This window comes from Pseudomonas sp. LBUM1662, from assembly GCF_059695915.1.
Genome location: NZ_CP166793.1, coordinates 664,864 through 687,104, shown reverse-complemented (window position 1 = coordinate 687,104; position 22,241 = coordinate 664,864). Strand labels below are relative to the sequence as shown.

Sequence of the window (22,241 nt, the reverse complement as noted above, 5' to 3'; positions counted from 1 at the left end):
GACATGAAAAACGCATCTCCAGCCCGTGCCTGCGGTATCGACTTCGGCACGTCCAACTCCACCGTCGGCTGGCTGCGCCCCGGCATGGAAACGCTGATCGCGCTGGAGGACGACAAGATCACCCTGCCCTCGGTGGTCTTCTTCAATATGGAAGAACGCCGCCCGGTGTACGGCCGTCTGGCGCTGCACGAGTACCTGGAAGGCTACGAAGGCCGGTTGATGCGCTCGCTCAAGAGCCTGCTGGGCTCCAAGCTGATCAAGCACGACACCAGCGTCCTCGGCACGGCGATGCCGTTCAAGGACCTGCTCGGGCTGTTTATCGGTCAACTGAAGAAGCGCGCCGAGACTGCCGCCGGTCGGGAGTTTGATGAAGTGGTGCTGGGTCGCCCGGTGTTCTTCGTCGACGACGATGAGATGGCCGACCAGGAAGCCGAGAACACCCTGGTAGACGTGGCCCGCGCCATCGGCTTCAAGGATGTGTCGTTCCAGTACGAACCGATTGCGGCGGCGTTCGACTACGAGTCGACCATCGAAAAGGAAGAGCTGGTGCTGATCGTCGACATCGGCGGTGGTACGTCCGACTTCTCGCTGGTGCGCCTGTCCCCGGAGCGCCGCACCCACGACAACCGTCACGATGACATCCTCGCCACCGGCGGCGTACACATTGGCGGGACCGATTTCGACAAGCAGCTGAGCCTGCAAGGCCTGATGCCGCTGTTCGGCTACGGCAGCCGCATGAAGAGCGGCGCTTACATGCCGACCAGCCACCACATGAACCTGGCGACCTGGCACACCATCAACTCGGTGTACTCGCAAAAATCGACCCTGGCCCTGGGCAGCATGCGTTACGACATCGAAGACACCGGCGGCATCGATCGCTTGTTCAAGCTGATCGACCAACGCGCCGGCCACTGGCTGGCCATGGAAGTGGAAGAAACCAAGATCCAGCTGACCCATACCGAAAGCCGCCATGTGCCGCTGGACCGTATCGAGCCGGGCTTGAGCGTGGAGCTGAGCCGGGCGCTGTTCGAATCGGCCATCGACAATTTGCTGGAGCGCGTGCGTAACAGCGTGACCCAACTGCTGAACGACGCCAATGTGCGCGTCGATCAGGTCGACACGGTGTTCTTCACCGGCGGTTCGAGCGGGATTCCGGCGCTGCGCAACAGCGTGTCGGCGATGTTGCCGAATGCTCGGCATGTTGAGGGGAATATCTTCGGCAGCATTGGTAGCGGGTTGGCGATTGAAGCGATGAAGCGTTACGGCACGATGGATTGATCTAATACCGAGCCGAGCCCTTCGCGGGCAAGCCTCGCTCCTACAGGATTGACGCGATCTCTGTAGGAGCGAGGCTCGCCCGCGAAGGGTGCTTGTCAGGCACTACAAATGCCGGATCAAACCATCCCCACCTGCTTCAACTCACTCTTCAGGTACGCGTAATAAATCGGCCCCGCCACCACCCCCGGCAGGCCGAACGCGGCCTCGAACACCAGCATTGCCAGCAGCAACTCCCACGACTTGGCACTGATCTGCCCGCCGACAATGCGCGCGTTGAGGAAGTACTCGAGCTTGTGGATAAAAATCAGATAACCCAGCGCCGCCATGGCGACCCAGATCGACAGCGACAAGCCGACGATGGTGATCAGCGTGTTCGACATCAGGTTGCCGATCACCGGCAGCAGGCCGAGCAGGAAGGTCAGCACGATCAGGGTTTTGGTCAGCGGCAGCTTGATGCCGAACATCGGCAGGATCACCGCCAGGAAGATCCCGGTGAAGAAAGTGTTGAGCAGGGAAATCTTGATCTGCGCGAACACGATGTTGCGAAACGCCTGAACCAGCAGGTGCAAGCGGTCGAACAACGCGGCGGCAAGGGGCTTGCGCTTGGTCAGGTCCGGTATGCGCTGCAAGGCGATGATCGCCCCGAGCACCATGCCGATCAGCAGCGTCACGAACATGTGCGCCGCGTCCTTGCCGACCAGTTGCAAGTCGCTCAGGTGTTTGCTCATCCACTCGCCGATGGCCACGCGGAACTCGGCGGCACTGGCGGGCAGGTAGGCGTCGATGAACGGCGGCAGTTGCCCGCGCGCACGGTCAACCACGTGCATGAATTTGTCGAGGGAAGCCCCGGGGTTTTCCGCCTCGTGCAGCAAAAAGCTGATGGCGCCGGCAAAGATCAGCGTCAACACACTGACCACTAACGTCCCCAACAACGCCACCGCCAGCCAGCGCGCGCGCCGACCTTCGATCAGCCGCTGCAATTGCGGGGTGAGCATGTTGACCAGTTCGAACACCAGCAACCCGGCCAGCAGGCTGGGCAGCAGTCGCAGCGGGATCACCAGCAGCAAACCACCAAAGATGATGACCCAACTGATCAGCAGCAAAACTTGGCGTTGAGAAAACGTTGGCATACAGCCTCAAAACGAACGGCGTAAAAGGATTGGCAGTCTGCCAGCGTTCGGATGCCAGCACTAGAGATTGTGTAGGTCGACCTTGGTCGGGGGCTCAGCGGTTTCTTGCAGCGTTCATGCCGGCCCCTTCGCGAGCAAGCCCGCTCCCACATTCGAACGCATTCCATCTGGAAGAACTCGATCGAATGTGGGAGCGGGCTTGCTCGCGAAGGGGCCGGCACAGCCGCTACAAGCCTCCAACCTTACCCATGACCGAGCTGTTTATTTTTTCTTCAGGCAATCACTCATGAAGGCTTTGCGCGCATCGCCCTTCAGCGCCTGAGTGGCGGCGGTGGCGTTGCAGGTCTTCATCTTCTCTTGCTGAGGGGTCAGGGCTTTTGCGTCGTTGGCCGCCGGTGCGGCTTTGAGGCAGGTACTCATGAAGGCTTTGCGCTCGTCGCCCTTGAGGCTTTTGGCAGTGGCGTCGGCATTGCAGGTGGTCATCTTGTTCTGTTGCTCAGTGGCGGCGAAGCCCTGGGAGCAGAGCAGCAAACCGATCATCAACAACGGGGCACGCAACATCTTCATGGAGTTTTCTCCTTGTTGCCGCGCCGAGGGGCGCGACCTCAATCAGGAGTGTAGACAACGCCTGTTACACCTTCCTGCTCTCAAGGTGGCTGCGTCGATGCTGCTCCGGCGTACACCCGGCCTGACGTTGAAACATCGCAATAAAGGCTGAGCCGGTGCTGTAGCCCATGTCGAAGGCAATCTCCTGAACGCTGCGGTGACTGTCCAGCGCTTCGATGGCCGCCAGAAACCGCAAGCGTTGCCGCCACTCGCCGAAGCTCATGCCCAACTCGCGGACAAACTGCCGCGCCAGGGTGCGTTCGCTGACATGGATTTGCGCAGCCCAGTCTGCCAAAGGTCGGTTATCGCCGGGCTCGGCCTGCAAGGCTTCCAGTATCCCGAGCAATCCCGGGCTACTGGCATAGGGCAAGTAACACTCATGAATGGGTGCCTGTTGCAGCTGATCCACCAGCACCTGGGCCAGACGCTTGTCCGCCTCTTGCTCGGGAATCTTCACATCGCGGGCGGCGAAATCCTTGAGGATGGCCTTGAGGATGTCGCTGATCGCCAGCGTGCAGGCCTGTTGCGGCAGATCGCGACACAACAGCGGATCCAGACAGACTGCGCGATAGTTGATCGGCTGGTTACTGTAGAAACTGTGCTCCGTCTGCGGCGGCACCCACACCGCGTATTGCGGCGGCGACATAAAGCGGCTGCCCCCGATGTCCATGTGCAGCACGCCGTGGGCTGAATACTCCAGCGTGCCCCACGGATGACGATGAGCCGAGGCAAAACGGTGCGCGTCAAAGTCGGCGTAGCGAAAGTAGACCGGGGCCGGCAACTCGCTGAAATCCAGCAGGTCGATGTGTTTACTGTTCATGCTGTCCGTCATCGGGGGCAGGTTGTCTGGATCGAAGTATAGGCTCGCATCCAGACAAGAGATAATCGCCCTTCATTAACGTTCTGGTTTTCCCTGATGCAATACACTTATCCCCTGCTGGCCATTTTCATTTGGGCCGGCAATACCGTGATCACCAAGATGTCAGCCGGGGCGATCTTCCCCGCCGAGATTGGTTTCTACCGCTGGCTGCTGGCCGGGATTCTGTTCACGCCGTTCATGCTCAAACCGGTGATCGCGCACTGGCCGCAGATCCGCCCGAACCTGGGCAGGATTTTCATCCTTGGCGTGCTGGGCATGGCGGTCTATCAGAGCCTGGCGTACTTCGCCGCGACGCTGACGTCGGCCACCAACATGGGGATCATTCTGTCGCTGATGCCCTTGATGTCGCTGGCCATGGCGATTGTCAGCCTCGGTCAACGCCTGACAGCGGGCGCATTGGCCGGCGCGGTGTTGTCGTTTGCCGGGGTGTTGGTGGTGGTGTCGTCCGGCAGCCTCGGCGCATTGCTCGAGCACGGGATAAACCTGGGCGATGCGATGATGCTCATCGCCACCCTGGCCTACGCGATCTACAGCACCCTGCTGAAGAAATGGCAGCTGCGCCTGCCGCCGCTGGTGTTGTTGTATTTGCAGGTACTGGTGGCGGTGGTGGTGCTGTTTCCGCTGTTTGTCGCTTCACCAAAGGTCGGGCCGACCTTGCAGAATATTCCGCTGGTGCTTTACGCCTGTCTGCTGGCTTCGATGGTCGCGCCGCTGGCGTGGATGCAGGCCGTGGTGCGTTTGGGACCGAGCCGGACCACGCTGTTTTTCAATTTGCTGCCGTTGATAACGGCGTTGATTGCGGCGGTGGTGCTGCATGAGCAACTGGCGCTGTATCACCTGGTGGGTGGGGTGTTGACGTTGGGTGGGGTGGTGCTTTCGGAGCGCTGGACTACCGTGCTCGGCCGTAAGGTTAGTGTTGCCTGAGCCGACGCTTTCGCGGGCAAGCCTCGCTCCTACAGGTTTTGTGTCGGTCGCCGATTCCGGGCACGACTCAAAACCTGTAGGAGCGAGGCTTGCCCGCGAAGAACGATAACGCGGTCTAACTGACGCCTACACGCCGGCCGCTTTCAACCGCGCCGCATGCTCGACAAACAACCGCACCGGATCAGCTCCCTTCCCCACCAACCCCAGCGACTGATTGACGATGTCGAAGTGATCCATCGGATATTCATCACCAATCACTGTCCCCAGGTGCGAGCTGTAACGCCCGACCATCCCGTCGCAATGCCCGGTTTCGCGCACAAACGTCCTGGCAAACAACCGGCAGCTGCGATTCGTCCCGTCGAACAGGTTACCGCCGCGATCCGTCTTGCCCGGCTGCAAGGTCCCGGACCACGAGTAATAGCGCACGCCGTTGACCTCTTCCGGACCGTGCCCGCCCCAGGTTTCCGGCAGTCCCTGTGGATAACGCTGATTGAACGCCGCCACGCCTGCACTCGTCAGGGACTCGTGGGACGCGTGGATATCCACCGGTAATTTCGGGCCGCGATAACCGGTTTCCAACAGGCTCATCAACGCGCCGATAAGCCGCAGCAGTACCGCCAGCAGCCGACCTTTCGCGGTGTCTGCCGGGTAGTGTTTTTCCAAATAATCCGCCAGTTCCGAGCCATGGTTCGGCCCTGCAACTGAAGTCACCGACGCCACGCGATCCGGGCGTTTGGCGGCTGCGTAACGGGCCGTGAGCGAGCCTTGGCTATGACCGATCAGGTTGACCTTCTCGGCCCCGGTTTCCCGCAGGATCTCTTCGATCCGCGCCAGCAACTGCTCGCCGCGCACCTCGCTGGAATTGAGCGGCGAGACCTGCACCGCAAACACCGTTGCCCCACCCCGGCGCAACGCTGAAATGATCCCGTACCAATATGGATAGAGCACCAGACGGATAAACCCGAGCATTCCCGGGACCAGCACCAACGGGTAACGCGTAGCGGAACCTTGCGACATGGGCGAACATCCTTGTGATCGGTGAGATGAAGCAAGGCGCGATGCAAGACGTCAGCCAAGCATCGCCACCCAAGATGACAACTCGACGACCAGTCTATGACATCCGCCCTACTTCAGCCCCACCACGCCCGCCACGATCAGCCCCACCGACACCAGTTTGAGCGCCGTCAGGCTTTCGCCCAGCAGCGCAAAGCCGAGAAACACCGTGCCCAGTGAACCGATGGCGGTCCAGATCGGGTAGGCGATGCTCACCGGCAACTCGCGCATGGCCAGGGTCAGGAAGTAAATTCCACCTACTGCGGCGACCACCGTAATCAGCGAAGGCCACAGTCGGGTAAAGCCTTCGGCGTACTTCATGCCCATGGCGAAGGTGACTTCGAACCCGGCGGCGATCAGCAGAAACAGCCAGGCCATCTAGAACTCCCGGGCCAGCGTCAGCAGTTGCTGTTCAGCCTCGGCCGCCGAAATCTCGAAGGTGCGTGCGGCAGATTCTTCGCCCTCGGCGGCCACCACGGTGATGTCAGTGATGCCGATGAACCCCAGCGCGGTGCGCAACAACGGATCGGCATGGTTCATCGCCTCCAGCTCACCGCCCGGCCCAAAACCGAAACCGCCGCGACTGGTGACGATCAGGGCTTTTTTGCCTCGCACCAGCGGTTCGTACTGGGCCACGCCGTTGTCCAGGGTGTGATTGAACGTCAGCCCGAGCCGCACAATCTGGTCGATCCAGGCCTTGAGGCCGCTGGGTACGCTGAAGTTGTGCATCGGCGTGGAAATCACCAGCAGATCGTGGCCGAGCAACTCGCCGACCAATTCGTCGCTGAACGCCAGGTCGGCCTGCATCGACAACGGTCGCGCCTCCGGATCGGGGTAAAAAGCAGCGGCCACGAAGGCCTCGTTGACTGGCGGAATCAGCGCCCGGCCAATTTCCCGGCGGGTCAGCTGCGACTGAGGGTTACGCGCCTGCCAGGCTGAAAGAAACACCTCAGCCAGGCGCCGGGAATGAGACCGCTCGCCGCGAGGGCTGGCGTGGACAGCAAGAATCTTACTCATCTGAATCTCCTTAAGGGCTAAACTCGAACTGCTTGTGGCTTGCAGCTTGAAGCGCATGGCCGCCCTTCTTCAAATGAGCAGAAATCAGTCTGGATGAATCCATTTCATCCATGGAGTTGTTGAATGTTTGCCTCGTTGCCGCTGACCGCCCTGCGGGCCTTCGAATCCGCCTCGCGCCTGTTGAGTTTCAAGGCTGCCGCCGAAGAACTCTCGGTGACGCCGACGGCGGTGTCCCATCAGATCCGCTCGCTGGAGAGCTGGCTTGGCGTCCCGCTGTTCGAGCGGCTGCCACGGCAAGTACGCCTGACCGACTGCGGCGAACGGCTGTTTCGCAGCCTGCACGGCGCCTTGCTGGAAGTGGCGCAAAGCGTCGACACCCTGCGCCCGCAACGCAGTGGCGCGAGCCTGACGATTTCCACCACGGCCGCCTTCGCGGCGCTGTGGCTGGTTCCGCGCCTGGGTCGGTTCTACGCCCGTCATCCGAACATCAGCCTGCGCCTGGATACCCATTGCGAGGTCATCGATTTGCATCAGGACGCCAGCGTCGATCTGGTGGTGCGCTACAGCCTGGATGACTACCCGAACCTTTATGGGCTGTGCCTGTTCGACGAATCGTTCGGCGTCTATGGCTCGCCCGAGCAGGTGGCCCTGGCGGCTGACCGAGTGCCCGCGCTGATCAGCGTGCGCTGGCACAACTCCAAACTGTACGCCCACGGCTGGGAGGCCTGGTGCGCGCAATCCGGCGAGACTTGGCTGGCGGGGCAACCGGCGGTCCGTGAATACGACGAAGAGCATTACGCCCTGCAAGCGGCGATCGCCGGGCAAGGCCTGGTGCTGGCGAGCAACATTCTGGTGTCGGAAAGCGTGGCCAGCGGTTTGCTGGTGGCTTACCGGGGCGACGTTCAGGTGGATGGCGCCGGCTACAGCGCGCTTTGTGTGCCGGGACGTGAGCGACACCCGCCGGTGCGCGCGTTTTTTGCGTGGTTGCGCGAGGAGGCGCTGCTGTCCGGGCATGCTTTGGCGTGATCGCTTCGACTGCCAAATTACATAAAACTTTTCGCAACGCCCGTCACTCACACCTTAAGTAGCGATCACTTCCCCAGAAGGTGACGCAAACCGGATTAGCCTCCAGGAGAACGAGATGAGTGACATGCATTTGTCCGATGTAACCACCCTTCGCGAACGGGCCCGCAAGAACGTCGAGAACGGCGCGGTGACCGAAAGCTACAGCGCCGACCGTGAAGAAGTGCTGCGCCTGCTCAACGAATCGCTGGCCACTGAACTGGTCTGTGTGTTGCGCTACAAGCGCCACTACTTCATGGCCAGCGGCTTGAAAGCCAACGTCGCCGCCGGTGAATTCCTCGAGCACGCGACCCAGGAAGCCGAGCACGCCGACCGTCTGGCTGAGCGCATCGTGCAATTGGGCGGTGAGCCGGAGTTCAACCCTGACCTGCTGTCGAAAAACTCCCACGCGCAGTACGTGGCGGGCAATTCTCTTAAAGAGATGGTCTACGAAGACCTGGTCGCCGAGCGGATCGCCATCGACAGCTACCGCGAGATCATCCAGTACATTGGCGAAAAAGACCCGACCACACGACGCATCTTCGAAGACATCCTGGCGCAGGAAGAAGAGCATGCGGATGACATGGCCGACATCCTGAAAGATCTTTAGCGCCTGTCAGATTGCTTTCGCGGCCAGCCTCGCTCCCACATTGGATCAATATTCCCCTGTAGGAGCGAGGCTTGCCCGCGAAGGCGCCCTCACTAACACCCCCGATTATTTTGTGGGCTTGACGGTCACCGGCGCCTTGCCCGCCTTCATCTGCTCCAGCAACGGCGCACACTGATTCGGTTCACCCCCACTCGGCGCCACCAATGCCAGCAACCCTGCTGCCGGCGCGGCAATCACGCCCAGCGCCACCATCCCCGCGCCACGCAGAATCAGCGGCACTGCCTTCACACCCGCATCCGGCTTGATGAACTTGCCCCGCACATATAATGGCGAACGCAACGAAATCAACCGCCAGCCTTTGGATTCCGGAGTGATGGTCAGGTCCAGTTGCTCCGTCGCCATGTTTGCCGTGCCATCGATATAAATGATCGCGTTCTCGGTATCGAAGACAAACAATCGCGTAGTGGCCAACCCGGTCTTGATGTCGAAATCGGCCGCTGCGCAATTGATCTTCACTTCCTTGTCACCAAAGATCTTGCCCACCACATAGTTGCCGACGTTGAGCCCGGCCAGTTCCATCAGCTCGCGGCTGATGGCGCCATCGTTTATCAGCATTTTCAGATTGCCATTGGCGCCGCCCAACAACTTGGCCACCGAGTTGCCGCGGCCGGTGATGTCGGCATCGCCATTGAGCTCGCCGAAACTGGTTTTCATCGGTTCAAAGGTCGGGAACAACTGTTTGAGCTTGAACTTGCGCGCTGTCAGTTTGGCCCGGCCTTCCAACGGTTCGGTACGACCATTGAGGCGAATCTGTGCATCCAGGGTGCCGCCTGCCACGCCGAAACGCAGAGGTTCGAGACTTAGAACACCGTCGGTCAGCACCAGGTGCGTGTAGAGGTCCTTGAACGGCAGTTTTTCGCTGTGGACGATGCGCTTGCCGGTGAATTCGACATCGGCGTCCATGTCGCGCCAGCGCTCGGTCTTGAACTCCTCGACCGGCAACACCTTGTCCGTCGGCTGCTTGCTTTCGCCACCACGGGCCTTTTGCTTGGCGTTGGAATCGGCGCCGATCAACGGCGCCAGGTCGGCAAACAACAATTGATTGGAAACCAGCGCCCCACTGAGTTTCGGCCGTGGCTGGCTGGCGACATAAGCCAGGCTGCCATGGATGTCGCTCTCACCGATCTTGCCGTTGAACTCTTCATAGCGGAACACCGCGCCACCGGGCTCATGCAGTTTGGCGATCAGGTGCCCGTCGGTCGCGTACGGCGGCGTATCCGGAAGCGTCACACCGGTCAGCGGGTAGAGATTGCCCAGGCTGGCGCCCGCGAGTTTCAAGCGTAAGTCCAGGGCGCCGAGGTTCAGCGGGTCGGTCAGCGTGCCGGCCAGTTCGACGCTGGTGTCGGCGATCTTCACTTGTGCCTGGAGCGGGAACGGCCTGGCCGCGTCCTGCAACGCCAGCAACCCGCCGATCTTGCCTTCGCCCGCGAGTTTCTGATCGTGGTATTGGCCTTTGACCTTCAGCGCGAACGCGTAATCCTGCGGGGCTGCGCCTTTCTCCTGAGCGGTTTTCGCGGCTTTGTCGCCAACGATATCGCTGAACGGAATGGGTTTGCCCAGCGGATCGATCAATACATCGAGCTGCGTCTTGAGGTTCTGGTCGTCGAGGGTGACGTGACCCTTGTCGAAGCCGATGGCACCGATGTCCACCACCCAGTTTGAAGGTTCGGCGTTCGGGTCTTTGGGGTCGAATTTGAACGTCCAGTTGGCGCGGCCATCGGCCAGGCGCTGCAGGTCGGCATTCGGTTCGGTCAGGTCAATGCGCGGAATCACCACCCGCTGCGCCAGCAGAGCCAAAGGCGAAATGCGCAGTTCGACGCGTTTGAGGGTGACCATCTGCGGCTTCTTCGACCAGTCCGGGTTGCCCAGGGTCAGGTCTTCGGCCACCACGTGCGGCCACGGCACCCAGGCCCGCCAACCACCTTCGTCGAGCTCGCGCTGCCAGACCACCGCGAGGTTGCCATTGATGGCGAACGGGCGGTGCAGCTCTTCGGAGACTTTGGCATTAAGGGGCGGTTTGATCCGGTTCCAATCGAAGAACACGATGATCAGAACCAATACCGCCAGCAGGACAATCAGGCTGGCGAAGGTCCAGGTAACAATTTTACGAGTGCGCGTCATTGCACAGAGCTCCTGATACGACTGAGCGCCCTGACTGCGACGCACGTGTGAAACGTTAGGCCAGAACCGGCCTGCCATGGAATCTACGACTGAAAAACCGCCCGCAGGTTTAACCGAAACGCCGATTAATCCTCAAATAATCGGCCGGGGACAGACTCGCCCCGAATCCGGCGTTACCGGCCCCGCACTTTTGTGCGGCACGAGTGGGTCGAAAATACCCACCGCAGGGCAAAAACGTTCGCCGGAGACGCCCGTTCTAGAGCGCTTCGGCCGAACAATCAATTCCGTTGATTATTACCATTGCGTTTATGAACTTTTATATCGACTTATCGAGAGTAGCATTGCCCTCGTACCCACTTTATCGCCCTCCCAAGGAGCAACCCATCATGAAACGCCAATTACTGCTTAGCCTTTCCCTTTCACTGCTGGCCAGCACCGCTTTTGCCCTGCCAGCTGCAGACCAAGCCACTCCACAAGTCAAAACAAGCTACTCGGTGTTCAGCCAAACCGTCGCTGCCGATGGTTCCGACCGCACTCCACAAGGCCAGACCCTGGCTGAAGGCGGTAACGATCGCCTGAAAGAAAAAGGCCTGATCACTCAGGATGGCTCGGACCGTACTCCACAAGGCCAAACCCTTGCCGCTGATGGTTCCGATCGCACCCCACAAGGCCAAACCCTGGCTGCTGATGGTTCCGATCGCACTCCACAAGGTCAAACCCTGGCTGCTGACGGTTCCGATCGCACCCCACAAGGTCAAACCCTGGCCGCTGACGGTTCCGATCGCACCCCACAAGGCCAAACCCTCGCTGCTGACGGTTCCGACCGCACTCCACAAGGTCAAACCCTGGCTGCTGACGGTTCCGACCGCACTCCACAAGGTCAAACCCTGGCCGAAGGTGGTGGTGACCGTGTAATCGAACGCAACAGCGCTTTGAGCTGAGCCCATGGCGGCCCTGAAAAAAAGCCCAATCAACCGATTGGGCTTTTGACTTTATAGGGTTCCACCCTTTAAAACCCGCACATCCCCCGCATGATCCCCCGATAGTCGTTCGACGCCAGCGAAGCCGATTTGCTAGAGTGCGCCGCTGTCCCTGTCCAGAAAACACTCTTGCGATGCTGCCCCGCGCCGAACAGAAACAACAAACCCGCAACGCCCTGATGGACGCTGCCCGTCACCTGATGGAATGCGGCCGAGGATTCGGCAGCCTGAGCCTGCGCGAAGTCGCGAAAACCGCCGGCATCGTGCCCACCGGTTTCTACCGGCATTTTGCCGATATGGATGAACTGGGCCTGGTGCTGGTGAGTGAAGTCGGCCAGACCTTTCGTGAAACCATTCGCCTGGTGCGCCATAACGAGTTCGTCATGGGCGGCATCATCGACGCTTCGGTACGGATCTTTCTCGACGTAGTCTCGGCCAATCGCTCTCAGTTTCTGTTTCTGGCTCGCGAGCAATACGGCGGATCGCTACCGGTGCGGCAGGCCATTGGGCGTTTACGCGAAGACATCAGCTCGGACCTCGCCGCCGACCTGTCCCTGATGCCGAAGCTGCAGCATCTGGACATCGCCGGTTTGAGCGTCATGGCTGACCTGATCGTCAAAAGCGTGTTTGCGACCTTGCCGGACATTATCGATCCGCCGGCCGCGGCTCTGCCCGAGCACCTGACGCCACAGGCAAAAATCACTCAACAACTGCGCTTTATCTTCATCGGTCTCAAGCACTGGCAAGGCCTCGGCAGCACCGAATAACCCCCTGTGGGAGCGGGCTTGCTCGCGAAAGCGGTGTGTCAGTCAATACATGTGCTTTCTGACACACCGCCTTCGCGAGCAAGCCCGCTCCCACAAAAAGCATGCAAAGCATCAATTTGGTGCTACCGAAAAATCCCCGCACCATTCCAGTTCAAAATCCTGCAACATCCTGAAACACCCACTACGCTCCGACAGGTATTTCCTACGTATCGCCCGATTGGCAAGCCCCTTGCTCTAGCCTGAGCATTGTCCATTGCTGGAAGCCTCCCGATGCTGGTGATTCATCGCAGAATCGACCCTCAACCCGTCTGGGCCGCCGAGTTGCACCTGAACTTCGAAGCCCGGAGCAAAAGCCGTTTGCGCTGTTTCAGTGCCGATGGCGAGGACGTCGGTTTGTTTTTGGAGCGCGGTCAGCCGCCGCTGTATGACGGCGAATGCCTGCAAGCCGAAGACGGGCGCATCGTCCGTGTCTGCGCCCGCCCCGAACAACTGCTGCACGTCACCTGCGCCAATGCATTCGAACTGACCCGCGCCGCCTATCACCTGGGTAATCGCCATGTCGCCCTGCAAGTCGGCGACGGCTGGCTGCGGTTGCTCGACGATTACGTGCTTAAGGCCATGCTCGAACAGCTGGAAGCCGAGGTCGAAAACATCGAGGCGCCGTTCCAGCCGGAACACGGCGCCTATGGCGGCGGCCATCACCATTCCCGCCACGGCGACGAGGACTTCAACTACCCGCCGAAACTGCACCAGTTCGGCGTCCGGTTATGAACACGGCCTGGGCGCTGCTGCGCCTGGCCAGCCCACAACTGCCGATTGGCGGCTACAGCTATTCGCAAGGCCTGGAAATGGCTGTGGATAACGGCCGGGTGAACGATGCAGACAGCGCGCGACGCTGGATCAGCGACCAGCTAATCCTGAATCTCGCACGTTTCGAAGCGCCGCTGCTGCTCGCCCATTGCGTGGCTGCTGCAGAGGAAAACTGGGCCGAGTTGCTGCAACGCTGCGAAGAACACCGCGCCAGCCGGGAAACCCGCGAGCTGCATCAGGAGAGCCGGCAGATGGGCTATTCGTTGCAACAACTGCTCAACGGCTTGCCGGAACTCGATGCGCCAGCCCGCGCTTTTCTAGAGCAGCGCCCGGAACCGCACCTGGCCCTTGGCTGGGCGCTGGCGGCTCGCGCCTGGCAGATCAGCCCGCAAGACGCGCTGGCGGCCTGGCTCTGGAGCTGGCTGGAAAACCAGTTGGCGGTGCTGATGAAAACCCTGCCGCTCGGCCAGCAAGCTGCGCAACGCCTGACCAGCGAACTGCTGCCGCTGCTGCAACAAGCCCAGCAAGACGCCACCCGAATCAACCCCGAACACTACGGCAGCGCCGCGTTCGGCCTGTCCCTGGCGTGCATGGCCCATGAGCGCCAGTACAGCCGTCTGTTCCGTTCCTAGGGCCTTTCAATTTGGAGAACCACATGAACACACAACCCCTGCGCGTCGGCATCGGCGGCCCGGTCGGCTCCGGCAAAACCGCCCTGACGCTGGCGCTTTGCCTGGCGCTGCGCGACCGCTACAACCTGGCCGTCGTCACCAACGACATCTACACCCGCGAAGACGCCGATTTCCTGGTGCGCAACGAAGCCTTGGCGCCGGAGCGCATCATCGGCGTGGAAACCGGCGGCTGCCCGCACACGGCGATCCGTGAAGACGCCTCGATCAACCTCGAAGCGGTGGATCAACTGAACCGCCGCTTCCCGGGCCTGGATCTGATTCTGGTGGAGTCCGGCGGCGATAACCTCTCGGCGACCTTCAGCCCGGAACTGTCCGACCTGACCATTTATGTGATCGACGTCTCGGCCGGCGACAAACTGCCGCGCAAGGGCGGCCCCGGCATCTGCAAATCCGACTTGCTGGTGATCAACAAGGTCGACCTCGCGCCGCTGGTGGGCGCGTCGCTGGAGATGATGGACAGCGACACCCAACGCATGCGCAACGGCAAACCGTTTGTCTTCAGCAACCAGAAAACCGGTCTGGGCCTGGAAGAAATCATCGCCTTCATCGAACGCCAAGGCCTGCTGACCGCAGCCTGATCAAGACTTATCAACAAGGAAGCTTATCCATGACACTGAAACGCATCCTGGGCGCTGTGGCCCTGCTGCTGACCCCAGCCATCGCCTTCGCCCACCCGGGTCATGGCGACAACGGATTGCTCGCCGGCATCAGCCATCCAATTGGCGGCCTGGACCATTTGCTGGCGATGCTGGCGGTGGGTTTGTGGGCAGCGCAGCAAAAAGGCGCCGCGCGCGGGGCGCTGCCATGCACATTCGTTGGCACCATGCTGATTGGCGGCCTGTTGGGGTTTGAAGGGCTTAACCTGCCGGCGCTGGAAAGCGGGATTGCGGCGTCGGTGCTGGCGCTGGGCCTGGCGGTTGCGCTGGCGGTGCGTCCGCCGTTGAGCGTGGCGGTCGGTGCGACGGCGTTGTTTGCGCTGTTCCATGGGGTGGCGCATGGGCTGGAGTTGCCGGACATGTCGAGCCCTTGGGCGTATGCCGCAGGTTTTGTGGCGGCGACGGCGGCGTTGCATGCCGCGGGTTATGGCGTGGTGCGCGTGTTGCCGCAAGCGGCGGCGCCGTTGGTTCGATTGGCTGGGGCGGCGTCGGCGGCGACCGGGGTCTGGTTGTTGGCGGGCTGATTCTTTTTTGTCTGTGATGGCCTCTTCGCGGGCAAGCCTCGCTCCTACAGGGTCACCTGTCCCTCTGTGGGAGCGGGCTTGCTCGCGATGGCGGCCTGACAGACACCGCATCTCTCAGGCCTGCTAACATGTCGCGCAATCAACCCTGCCGTGACGACGCCAGCCAATGCCGCCTGTTTCCCGCTCCGCCTCCCAGCCTGAATTGACCGCCCTGTTCGCCTCGGTGCAACAGCATTTCCAGGACGTGATCGTGCCACTCTGGCAAGGCCCCGGCTGGAATGCCGACATGGCGTTGCCGTACGAAGCGCTGGACGCCGGGCATCAGCCACTGCCACCCCAGCGCTATCGGGCGATGGCCTGCGCGCGCCAGCTGTATCTTTTTTCCAGCCTGATCGGCCAGGTGCCGGCCGCCGAGGAGCGCGCTGCAGCGCTGTTCCGTTCCTTGCAACAGCATTTCCACGACGCCGAACACGGTGGCTGGTTCTACAGCATCGACCCGCAAGGTGCGCCGTTGGACCAGCGCAAAGACCTCTACACCCACGCCTTCATCCTGTTCGCGTGCGCCCATTACTGGGGCAAGGTTCGCGAGCCGCTGGTGGAGTCGGTGCTCAACGCGACGCTGGAAGTGCTGGCGCAGCGGTTCGCCACGGGCGACGGCCTGTACGAAGCCAGCCTCGACCGTGACTGGTCCTCGCTCAGCTCCGGCCCCCTGCAAAACCCCCTGATGCACCTGGCCGAAGCGTTCCTTGCCACCTTGTCGGTGCGCGAAGACATCGCCGTGCAACGGGCGCTGGTCGAGTTATGCACAGCCATGCAGAAGCGCTTCATCGACCCGCAACACAGCGTGTTGATGGAAAAACCGTTGGGTGCTGTGGATAACTGGTTTGAACCGGGGCACCAGTTTGAGTGGTATTTCCTGCTGGAGTCTTCGTCCTTGCTGCGCGGATCAACACTGCATGCTTCGCTGGAGCGCGCGTTTGTGCTGACCGAGCAACTGGGCATCGATCCGCAAACCGGTGCAGTGGCGGCGATGCTCGATCTGAACGGCTCGGCGAAGGACGCCACCCAACGCATTTGGGCCCAGGCTGAATATTTGCGTGCCCTGACCTTGCGTCCGGACAGCGAGGCCTCGGTGCAACGCCAGTTGCAGGCGTTGCAGCAGCGCTTTCTGCATGTGGGCGGCTGGTATGAGTGTCGTGATGAGCAGGGCGAGGTCAGCCGCAAGGACATGCCTTCGACGACGCCTTATCACTTGGCGACTTGCTACAGCGGGTTGGTCGATTATCTTCGCTGACTGATCGACCGCCTTCGCGGGCAAGCCTCGCTCCTACAGGGATTGCGCTGAACCCGTAGGAGCGAGGCCGGCCCGCGATGGCCGTTACGCGGTCTTAAGCCTTGTTATTACGCTCAATCGCAAACCCGGCCCACGTCTGGCTCACTGGCATCAGTTCCAGGCTGTTGATGTTGATGTGCGCCGGCGCATTGAGCACCCAGAAAATGGTCTCGGCGATATCCTGCGGCTGGATCGGCTCCGCACCGGCGTAAGTCGCGTTGTAACGCTCCTGGTCACCGGCGAAACGCACCAGCGAAAACTCGCTCTCGCATAGGCCCGGCTCAATATTGCTGACGCGCACACCAGTGCCTTGCAAGTCGCAACGCAGGTTCAGCGAGAACTGTCCAACGAATGCCTTGGTCCCACCATAAACATGGCTGCCCGGGTACGGATAATTGCCGGCGACAGAGCCGAGGTTGACGATACCGGCACCGCGACCGTGGGCGATCAGGCGTGGCAACAGCAGGCGAGTGGCGTACATCAGGCCTTTGATGTTGGTGTCGACCATGGTGTCCCAATCGTCAAGATCGCACTTCGGCGCCGGGTCAGCGCCCAGTGCCAGGCCGGCGTTGTTGATCAGTCCGCGCAGCTTGGCAAAGGACGGCGGCAGGTTGGCGATCGCCTCCTCCATGGCCTTGCGATCACGCACGTCGAGCACCAGGCCATGGACCTCGGTCTGCTTCGACAACTCGGCGCACAGGGCGTTGAGGCGCTCTTCACGACGGCCAGTCAGCACCAGTTTCCAGCCGGCATCGGCAAAACGACGGGCACAGGCTTCACCAAAACCGGAGGTCGCGCCGGTAATAAACAGGGTGTTGGACATCGTGTTCTCCTTGCTTCGGCTGACGGTCAGCCATTGGAATAGAAAATCAGCTGGCAGCATGCCCGGCCTCGCCCCCACGGGCAACCATTCCACCGTGCAGAAGCTGTGTAGGAGCTGCGTAGGAGCTGTCGAGTGAAACGAGGCTGCGATCTTTTGACTTTGATTTTTTAAAGAACAAGATCAAAAGATCGCAGCCTCGTTTCACTCGACAGCTCCTACAAGTATTGTTTTTTTGTATGAAAAGTAATCAACCCTGCCTACGCCTTGTTCTACGTGGCTTGTAGCCATGTACGCGCACGTTATCCACAGGCAGGTCCACAATTTCCGGGGGCAAGTGCAAAAGCTGGGAGCCGCTATCCACAAGGCTTTGCGGGCAGATTACAAAGTTTTTCGCTTGACCCTCGGGTGTCAGCGGTGTAGCCCATGGCATTTTGCACGATGCACCGATCAAACCGACGATGGCGCCAAGCCAGTAACTACGGCCCTCAGCCGAGTCTTTCCAGAGTTTAACCACAGACTTATCCACAGGCTGACCCTTCACATTTCCGGTCACGTTGGTCACCAATAAAAAGGTTGACAAAGCCTGCTCCGGGTCGAGCAAAAACGACTGATCAAAAAACAACCACCTCGCTGAAAGCCACGGATTCAAAGGCTCTCAGACAGCTACTCCCACGTTATTCACAGCCAGCTCCACAGCAAACGGGGACAAGTCAAAACCGTGACAAAACAACTATTTGCAGCGGCTTTATGTCGCGCTTTGAGAGCTTGTGAATATTGTTTTCCACAATTTCCATTCCGCCCATTTGACACCGATCTGATAACCCTTGTAGGAGCTGTCGAGTGAAACGAGGCTGCGATCTTTTGACTTTGATTTTTTAAGATCAAGATCAAAAGATCGCAGCCTCGTTTCACTCGACAGCTCCTACACAGCCCCCTTCAAGCAGGCAAAAAAAACGCCCTGAGTTTCCTCAGGGCGTTTTTTGTGGGTGTTACGGTTTAGTGCCCGCCGAGATAAGCGTTACGCACCTCCTCGTTCACCAGCAGCTCCTTGCCAGTGCCGGTGATGCGGATCTCGCCGTTGACCATCACGTACGCCCGGTCCGACAGTTTCAACGCGTGGTTGGCGTTCTGCTCGACCAGGAAGATAGTCATGCCGGTACTCGCCAGTTCCCGCAGGGTCGCGAAGATCTGTTTCACCACGATCGGCGCCAGGCCAAGGCTCGGTTCATCGAGCAACAACAGCTTGGGCCGGCTCATCAACGCACGGGCGATGGCGAGCATCTGTTGCTCACCGCCGGACATGGTCATGGCCCGCTGGTTACGGCGTTCCTTGAGCCGCGGAAACAGCTCGAACATGCGCTGCATGTCCTCGGAGGCGTACTTGTCGCCGATCGGGATGGTGCCCATCAGCAGGTTTTCCTCGACGGTCATGTCGGGGAACACCCGCCGGCCTTCAGGCGATTGAGCGATGCCGTTGGACGCGATGTAGTGCGACGACTTGTGGGTAATGTCCACGCCCTGATAGATGATCTGCCCGTCAGCCGCTCGCGGTTGGCCGAAGATCGACATCAGCAGGGTCGATTTACCGGCGCCGTTGGAACCGATCAGGCTGACGGTTTCACCTTCGTTGATGTGCAGCGAGACTTTCTTCAGGGCCTGGATCGGCCCGTAAAACACATCCAGATCCTTGAGTTCGAGGATGGGTTGGCTCATAGCACCACTTCCTCTTCATCAGCGCCCAGGTAGGCCGCAATCACTTTCGGGTCGTTGCGAATCGCTTCAGGTCCGCCCTCGGCGATGACGATGCCGTGGTCCAGCACCACGATGTGGTCGGAAATGCTCATTACCATGCCCATGTCGTGTTCGATCAGCACCACGGTCAGATCGTGCTCGTCGCGCAGCAGACGGATCATCGCGCTCAGCGCTTCGGTTTCCTGAGGGTTGAGGCCGGCAGCCGGTTCGTCGAGGCAGATGATCTGCGGCCGGGTGCACATGGCCCGGGCGATTTCCAGACGGCGCTGTTGGCCGTAGGACAGTTCACCGGCCAGACGGTTGGCGCAGTCGACCAGGTCGACGACTTCCAGCCAGTAGAAGGCGTGGTCCAGCGCATCGCTTTCGGCCTTGCGGTAGCCCTTGGTGTTGAGGATGCCGGCCAACATGTTGCGGTTGACCCACATGTGCTGGGCCACCAGCAGGTTTTCCAGCACCGACATTTCCTTGAACAGGCGAATGTTCTGGAACGTGCGCGCCAGCCCGGCACGGTTCACCAGGTGGGTGCCGCCGAACATCTTGTAGCGCATCCGGGTGATGAAGCTTTTCGGCGAAACGAAATCCGTGGCTTTGAACGATTCACCCAGCAACTGAATGACATCGGTACGCTCGCCGCGGGTATTGAGTTCGATCTTGCCGCCGGAGGCCTTGTAGAAACCGGTCAGGCAGTTGAACACGGTGGTCTTGCCGGCGCCGTTGGGACCGATCAGGGCGAAGATCGAGTTGCGATGCACCTTGAGGCTGACATCGCTCAACGCCTTGATGCCGCCGAAGTGCATCATCAGCTTCTCGACCGAGAGTACGACTTCGCTCATGGCGCTACTCCTTTACGCGGGGTCACACCGGTACGGCTGATCCGAATCAGGCCGCGCGGTCGCCAGATCATCATCAACACCATCAACACGCCGAACAGCAGCACGCGATATTCCGCAAAGCCACGCAGCAGTTCCGGGGCAACGGTCAGCACGAAGGCTGCAATCACCACGCCGATGGTCGAACCCATGCCGCCGAGTACCACGATGGCGAGGATCAGGGCCGATTCGAAGAAGGTAAACGAGGTCGGGTTGACGAAACCTTGATAGGTGGCAAAGAACACCCCGGCCAGGCCTGCCGTCGAGGCACCGATGGTGAACGCCGAGAGCTTGACCAGTACGTGGTTCAGGCCCATCGAGCGGCAGGCGATTTCGTCTTCGCGCAAGGCTTCCCAGGCGCGACCGACCGGCATGCGAGTCAAGCGGTGCTTGATGTACAGCACGGCCAGCACCACCAGGAACAACACCGCGTAGATGAAGTAATACTTCACGTCCGGGTTATAGGCGATGCCGAAGAACTCATGGAACGGGACACCGCCCTCCTTCGCACGCTTGCCGAACTCGAGGCCGAAGAACGTCGGCAACGGAGCCGCCATGCCATTCGGGCCGCCGGTCAGGGACAGCCAGTTGTTGAGGATCAAACGAATGATTTCGCCGAAACCCAACGTCACGATCGCCAAGTAGTCACCGTGCAGCCGCAACACCGGGAACCCGAGGATGCAACCTGCCAGGCCCGCGGTGATGGCCGCCAGCGGCAGCACCGTCCAGAAACCCAGCCCGAGGTATTGATAACCCAGCGCCAGGCCGTAGGCACCGATGGCGTAGAACGCCACGTAACCCAGGTCGAGCAGACCGGCGAGGCCGACCACGATGTTCAGGCCCAGCCCGAGCAATACGTAGATCAGCCCGAGGATGACCACGCCCAGCAGGTAGGAGTTGGAGAAAAACGGGAACACCACGGCAACGAGGATCAACAGCGGGATGATCCAGCGCAAGCGTGATTTGTAATCAGGCGGCAGTACATGAACCCCGGAGCCGGTGCTTTCAAAGCCTTCAAGAATCTTCAGGCCCTTGGGCGTTTGCAGGAACAGGCTCAGGGCAAACCGGCCAGCCATGACGATAGCGACAATCCACGCCACCCGGGTCGTTTCCAGATTGAAGCCGTAGCCGTCGAGGACCACGCCGACAATCGGGCCGAACACAATCAGGGCGACAAGGCCGGCAAGAATCGCGTCAACCAGGCTTCTTTTGAGATCAATGGTTTTTTTAGTGGTTGAGGACATCGCTTACACCTTCGACACAAGAGGACGGCCGAGCAGGCCTTGGGGCCGAAAGACCAGAACGAGAACGAGCAGCGAGAAGCTGAAAACGTCTTTGTAGTCCGAGTTCACCAGACCCGAGAACAGCGACTCGGAGATCCCGAGGATGATCCCGCCGAGCATCGCGCCAGGCAGCGAACCGATGCCGCCGAGTACCGCGGCGGTGAACGCCTTGATACCGATGATGAAGCCGGCATAGAAGTCGAATGTGCCGTAGTTCATGGTGATCAGCACGCCGGCCAGGGCCGCCATGGCTGCACCGATGATGAATACGTAGGAAATCACGCGGTCGGTGTTGATCCCCAGGATCGAGGCCATCTTGCGATCTTGCTGGGTAGCGCGGCACATGCGGCCGAGCTTGGTGTACTTGATGACGTAGGTCAGCAAGGCCATGCCGGCGAATGCGGCAATCAGGATAAACACCTTGGTGTAGGTCAACTGCACGAAACCGGTGCCGATTTCGACGCGCCAGGCTCCCGTCAGCAAGGTCGGAACACCTTGTTGCTTCGCGCCTTGGGCGATCTGGGCATAGTTCTGCAGGATCAGCGAAATCCCGATGGCGCTGATCAGCGGTGCCAGTCGGGTGGAGTTGCGCAGTGGCTTGTAGGCGACGCGCTCGATGACCCAGCCATACACCGCCGTAACCACGATGGTGAAGATCAGGGTGCCAAGCATCAGTAGCGGGAAGGATTCAATACCGAAGTATGCCAGCAGAGCCAGACTGATTGCCGCGAGGTAAGCGGAAATCATGTAAACCTCGCCGTGGGCGAAGTTGATCATGCCGATGATGCCATAGACCATTGTGTAGCCGATGGCGATCAGGCCATAGACCGACCCGAGGGTCAGGCCGTTGACCAGTTGCTGCAGGAAAATACCATCCATAACGCAATCTCACGCATTTGAGAGACTGCACAGAAGCCGGGGTGCAACGGACCGGGGTTCAGCCGCCGAAGCCACTCGGTTGTGTGCAGCTCTACGAGAAAAGACAGGTACTGCACGGACATGTTGTTTGAT

Annotated in this window: 23 protein-coding genes; 11 read left to right on the top strand and 12 right to left on the bottom strand. The window is 60.3% G+C overall.

Going from position 1 to position 22,241, the window contains the following annotated elements:
- Positions 1–3: 3 nt before the first annotated feature.
- Positions 4–1,278, top strand: coding sequence for an Hsp70 family protein (locus ACA049_RS02990; protein WP_497333004.1), 1,275 nt, complete (start codon positions 4–6; stop codon positions 1,276–1,278).
- Positions 1,279–1,394: 116 nt separating this feature from the next.
- On the opposite strand, the gene ACA049_RS02985 is transcribed toward ACA049_RS02990, so the two are convergent.
- From ACA049_RS02985 to ACA049_RS02975, 3 genes are all read right to left on the bottom strand, one after another.
- Entirely contained in the window at positions 1,395–2,408 is a 1,014-nt protein-coding gene (locus tag ACA049_RS02985; protein ID WP_109627744.1) for an AI-2E family transporter, read from the bottom strand.
- Between the two features lie 261 nt (positions 2,409–2,669).
- Positions 2,670–2,975, bottom strand: coding sequence for a PsiF family protein (locus ACA049_RS02980; protein ID WP_497333002.1), 306 nt, complete (start codon positions 2,973–2,975; stop codon positions 2,670–2,672).
- Between the two features lie 64 nt (positions 2,976–3,039).
- Entirely contained in the window at positions 3,040–3,834 is a 795-nt protein-coding gene (locus ACA049_RS02975; RefSeq protein ID WP_497333000.1) for an AraC family transcriptional regulator, read from the bottom strand.
- Between the two features lie 96 nt (positions 3,835–3,930).
- On the opposite strand from ACA049_RS02975, the gene ACA049_RS02970 reads away from it, so the two are divergent.
- The gene (locus ACA049_RS02970; protein ID WP_497332998.1) at positions 3,931–4,818 is read left to right on the top strand and encodes a DMT family transporter; all 888 of its coding nucleotides are present in this window, start codon (positions 3,931–3,933) and stop codon (positions 4,816–4,818) included.
- 126 nt (positions 4,819–4,944) lie between these two features.
- Here ACA049_RS02970 and ACA049_RS02965 read toward each other — a convergent pair whose 3' ends face one another.
- From ACA049_RS02965 to ACA049_RS02955, 3 genes are all read right to left on the bottom strand, one after another.
- Entirely contained in the window at positions 4,945–5,835 is an 891-nt protein-coding gene (locus ACA049_RS02965) for an alpha/beta fold hydrolase (RefSeq protein WP_497332996.1), read from the bottom strand.
- Between the two features lie 108 nt (positions 5,836–5,943).
- On the bottom strand, positions 5,944–6,249 hold the full coding sequence (locus ACA049_RS02960) for a DMT family transporter (RefSeq protein ID WP_109627739.1): 306 nt from the start codon (positions 6,247–6,249) through the stop codon (positions 5,944–5,946).
- Positions 6,250–6,888, bottom strand: coding sequence for an FMN-dependent NADH-azoreductase (locus ACA049_RS02955; RefSeq protein WP_497332994.1), 639 nt, complete (start codon positions 6,886–6,888; stop codon positions 6,250–6,252).
- 123 nt (positions 6,889–7,011) lie between these two features.
- Here ACA049_RS02955 and ACA049_RS02950 point away from each other — a divergent pair, with 123 nt between their 5' ends.
- Positions 7,012–7,914 (top strand): LysR substrate-binding domain-containing protein, encoded by a 903-nt coding sequence (locus tag ACA049_RS02950; RefSeq protein ID WP_497332992.1) that lies wholly within the window; start codon positions 7,012–7,014, stop codon positions 7,912–7,914.
- A gap of 115 nt (positions 7,915–8,029) precedes the next feature.
- The gene (locus ACA049_RS02945; RefSeq protein ID WP_497332990.1) at positions 8,030–8,560 is read left to right on the top strand and encodes a ferritin-like domain-containing protein; all 531 of its coding nucleotides are present in this window, start codon (positions 8,030–8,032) and stop codon (positions 8,558–8,560) included.
- A gap of 105 nt (positions 8,561–8,665) precedes the next feature.
- On the opposite strand, the gene ACA049_RS02940 is transcribed toward ACA049_RS02945, so the two are convergent.
- Entirely contained in the window at positions 8,666–10,741 is a 2,076-nt protein-coding gene (locus tag ACA049_RS02940) for an AsmA family protein (RefSeq protein ID WP_497332988.1), read from the bottom strand.
- A 386-nt stretch (positions 10,742–11,127) separates the two neighbouring features.
- Between ACA049_RS02940 and ACA049_RS02935 the strand changes: the two genes are divergently transcribed.
- From ACA049_RS02935 to ACA049_RS02905, 7 genes are all read left to right on the top strand, one after another.
- Positions 11,128–11,682 (top strand): hypothetical protein, encoded by a 555-nt coding sequence (locus ACA049_RS02935; protein WP_497332986.1) that lies wholly within the window; start codon positions 11,128–11,130, stop codon positions 11,680–11,682.
- 173 nt (positions 11,683–11,855) lie between these two features.
- Positions 11,856–12,488 carry a TetR family transcriptional regulator gene (locus tag ACA049_RS02930; protein WP_497332984.1) on the top strand — a complete coding sequence of 211 codons (633 nt, stop codon included), beginning with the start codon at positions 11,856–11,858 and terminating at the stop codon, positions 12,486–12,488.
- Positions 12,489–12,758: 270 nt separating this feature from the next.
- Complete coding sequence (gene ureE, locus ACA049_RS02925) at positions 12,759–13,259, top strand: urease accessory protein UreE (RefSeq protein ID WP_497332982.1); 501 nt, start codon at positions 12,759–12,761, stop codon at positions 13,257–13,259.
- Positions 13,256–13,930 carry an urease accessory protein UreF gene (locus ACA049_RS02920; protein WP_497332980.1) on the top strand — a complete coding sequence of 225 codons (675 nt, stop codon included), beginning with the start codon at positions 13,256–13,258 and terminating at the stop codon, positions 13,928–13,930. Before ureE ends, ACA049_RS02920 begins: the two co-directional genes overlap by 4 nt.
- Before the next feature lie 23 nt (positions 13,931–13,953).
- Positions 13,954–14,568 carry an urease accessory protein UreG gene (gene ureG, locus ACA049_RS02915; RefSeq protein WP_059405780.1) on the top strand — a complete coding sequence of 205 codons (615 nt, stop codon included), beginning with the start codon at positions 13,954–13,956 and terminating at the stop codon, positions 14,566–14,568.
- 29 nt (positions 14,569–14,597) lie between these two features.
- Complete coding sequence (locus ACA049_RS02910) at positions 14,598–15,170, top strand: HupE/UreJ family protein (protein ID WP_497332978.1); 573 nt, start codon at positions 14,598–14,600, stop codon at positions 15,168–15,170.
- A gap of 166 nt (positions 15,171–15,336) precedes the next feature.
- The gene (locus ACA049_RS02905; RefSeq protein WP_497332976.1) at positions 15,337–16,464 is read left to right on the top strand and encodes an AGE family epimerase/isomerase; all 1,128 of its coding nucleotides are present in this window, start codon (positions 15,337–15,339) and stop codon (positions 16,462–16,464) included.
- A gap of 94 nt (positions 16,465–16,558) precedes the next feature.
- On the opposite strand, the gene ACA049_RS02900 is transcribed toward ACA049_RS02905, so the two are convergent.
- From ACA049_RS02900 to ACA049_RS02880, 5 genes are all read right to left on the bottom strand, one after another.
- Positions 16,559–17,326, bottom strand: coding sequence for an SDR family oxidoreductase (locus tag ACA049_RS02900; protein WP_109627729.1), 768 nt, complete (start codon positions 17,324–17,326; stop codon positions 16,559–16,561).
- Between the two features lie 996 nt (positions 17,327–18,322).
- The gene (locus tag ACA049_RS02895; protein ID WP_497332974.1) at positions 18,323–19,039 is read right to left on the bottom strand and encodes an ABC transporter ATP-binding protein; all 717 of its coding nucleotides are present in this window, start codon (positions 19,037–19,039) and stop codon (positions 18,323–18,325) included.
- On the bottom strand, positions 19,036–19,911 hold the full coding sequence (locus tag ACA049_RS02890) for an ABC transporter ATP-binding protein (protein WP_109627727.1): 876 nt from the start codon (positions 19,909–19,911) through the stop codon (positions 19,036–19,038). Before ACA049_RS02890 ends, ACA049_RS02895 begins: the two co-directional genes overlap by 4 nt.
- Positions 19,908–21,191 (bottom strand): high-affinity branched-chain amino acid ABC transporter permease LivM, encoded by a 1,284-nt coding sequence (gene livM, locus ACA049_RS02885; protein ID WP_497332972.1) that lies wholly within the window; start codon positions 21,189–21,191, stop codon positions 19,908–19,910. The genes ACA049_RS02890 and livM overlap by 4 nt, the downstream gene beginning before the upstream one ends.
- Before the next feature lie 3 nt (positions 21,192–21,194).
- Complete coding sequence (locus tag ACA049_RS02880) at positions 21,195–22,109, bottom strand: ABC transporter permease subunit (RefSeq protein WP_253435635.1); 915 nt, start codon at positions 22,107–22,109, stop codon at positions 21,195–21,197.
- Between the last annotated feature and the right edge of the window lie 132 nt (positions 22,110–22,241).

What these genes read in the sequence shown, in the direction of transcription:
- livM (WP_497332972.1), bottom strand. Translation starts at nt 21,191, where the DNA reads ATGTCCTCAACCACTAAAAAAACCATTGATCTCAAAAGAAGCCTGGTT.
- ACA049_RS02960 (WP_109627739.1), bottom strand. Translation starts at nt 6,249, where the DNA reads ATGGCCTGGCTGTTTCTGCTGATCGCCGCCGGGTTCGAAGTCACCTTC.
- ACA049_RS02955 (WP_497332994.1), bottom strand. Translation starts at nt 6,888, where the DNA reads ATGAGTAAGATTCTTGCTGTCCACGCCAGCCCTCGCGGCGAGCGGTCT.
- ACA049_RS02970 (WP_497332998.1), top strand. Translation starts at nt 3,931, where the DNA reads ATGCAATACACTTATCCCCTGCTGGCCATTTTCATTTGGGCCGGCAAT.
- ACA049_RS02985 (WP_109627744.1), bottom strand. Translation starts at nt 2,408, where the DNA reads ATGCCAACGTTTTCTCAACGCCAAGTTTTGCTGCTGATCAGTTGGGTC.
- ACA049_RS02905 (WP_497332976.1), top strand. Translation starts at nt 15,337, where the DNA reads ATGCCGCCTGTTTCCCGCTCCGCCTCCCAGCCTGAATTGACCGCCCTG.
- ureE (WP_497332982.1), top strand. Translation starts at nt 12,759, where the DNA reads ATGCTGGTGATTCATCGCAGAATCGACCCTCAACCCGTCTGGGCCGCC.
- ureG (WP_059405780.1), top strand. Translation starts at nt 13,954, where the DNA reads ATGAACACACAACCCCTGCGCGTCGGCATCGGCGGCCCGGTCGGCTCC.
- ACA049_RS02890 (WP_109627727.1), bottom strand. Translation starts at nt 19,911, where the DNA reads ATGAGCGAAGTCGTACTCTCGGTCGAGAAGCTGATGATGCACTTCGGC.
- ACA049_RS02880 (WP_253435635.1), bottom strand. Translation starts at nt 22,109, where the DNA reads ATGGATGGTATTTTCCTGCAGCAACTGGTCAACGGCCTGACCCTCGGG.
- ACA049_RS02990 (WP_497333004.1), top strand. Translation starts at nt 4, where the DNA reads ATGAAAAACGCATCTCCAGCCCGTGCCTGCGGTATCGACTTCGGCACG.
- ACA049_RS02975 (WP_497333000.1), bottom strand. Translation starts at nt 3,834, where the DNA reads ATGAACAGTAAACACATCGACCTGCTGGATTTCAGCGAGTTGCCGGCC.
- ACA049_RS02980 (WP_497333002.1), bottom strand. Translation starts at nt 2,975, where the DNA reads ATGAAGATGTTGCGTGCCCCGTTGTTGATGATCGGTTTGCTGCTCTGC.
- ACA049_RS02940 (WP_497332988.1), bottom strand. Translation starts at nt 10,741, where the DNA reads ATGACGCGCACTCGTAAAATTGTTACCTGGACCTTCGCCAGCCTGATT.
- ACA049_RS02900 (WP_109627729.1), bottom strand. Translation starts at nt 17,326, where the DNA reads ATGTCCAACACCCTGTTTATTACCGGCGCGACCTCCGGTTTTGGTGAA.
- ACA049_RS02965 (WP_497332996.1), bottom strand. Translation starts at nt 5,835, where the DNA reads ATGTCGCAAGGTTCCGCTACGCGTTACCCGTTGGTGCTGGTCCCGGGA.
- ACA049_RS02895 (WP_497332974.1), bottom strand. Translation starts at nt 19,039, where the DNA reads ATGAGCCAACCCATCCTCGAACTCAAGGATCTGGATGTGTTTTACGGG.
- ACA049_RS02930 (WP_497332984.1), top strand. Translation starts at nt 11,856, where the DNA reads ATGCTGCCCCGCGCCGAACAGAAACAACAAACCCGCAACGCCCTGATG.
- ACA049_RS02950 (WP_497332992.1), top strand. Translation starts at nt 7,012, where the DNA reads ATGTTTGCCTCGTTGCCGCTGACCGCCCTGCGGGCCTTCGAATCCGCC.
- ACA049_RS02910 (WP_497332978.1), top strand. Translation starts at nt 14,598, where the DNA reads ATGACACTGAAACGCATCCTGGGCGCTGTGGCCCTGCTGCTGACCCCA.
- ACA049_RS02935 (WP_497332986.1), top strand. Translation starts at nt 11,128, where the DNA reads ATGAAACGCCAATTACTGCTTAGCCTTTCCCTTTCACTGCTGGCCAGC.
- ACA049_RS02945 (WP_497332990.1), top strand. Translation starts at nt 8,030, where the DNA reads ATGAGTGACATGCATTTGTCCGATGTAACCACCCTTCGCGAACGGGCC.
- ACA049_RS02920 (WP_497332980.1), top strand. Translation starts at nt 13,256, where the DNA reads ATGAACACGGCCTGGGCGCTGCTGCGCCTGGCCAGCCCACAACTGCCG.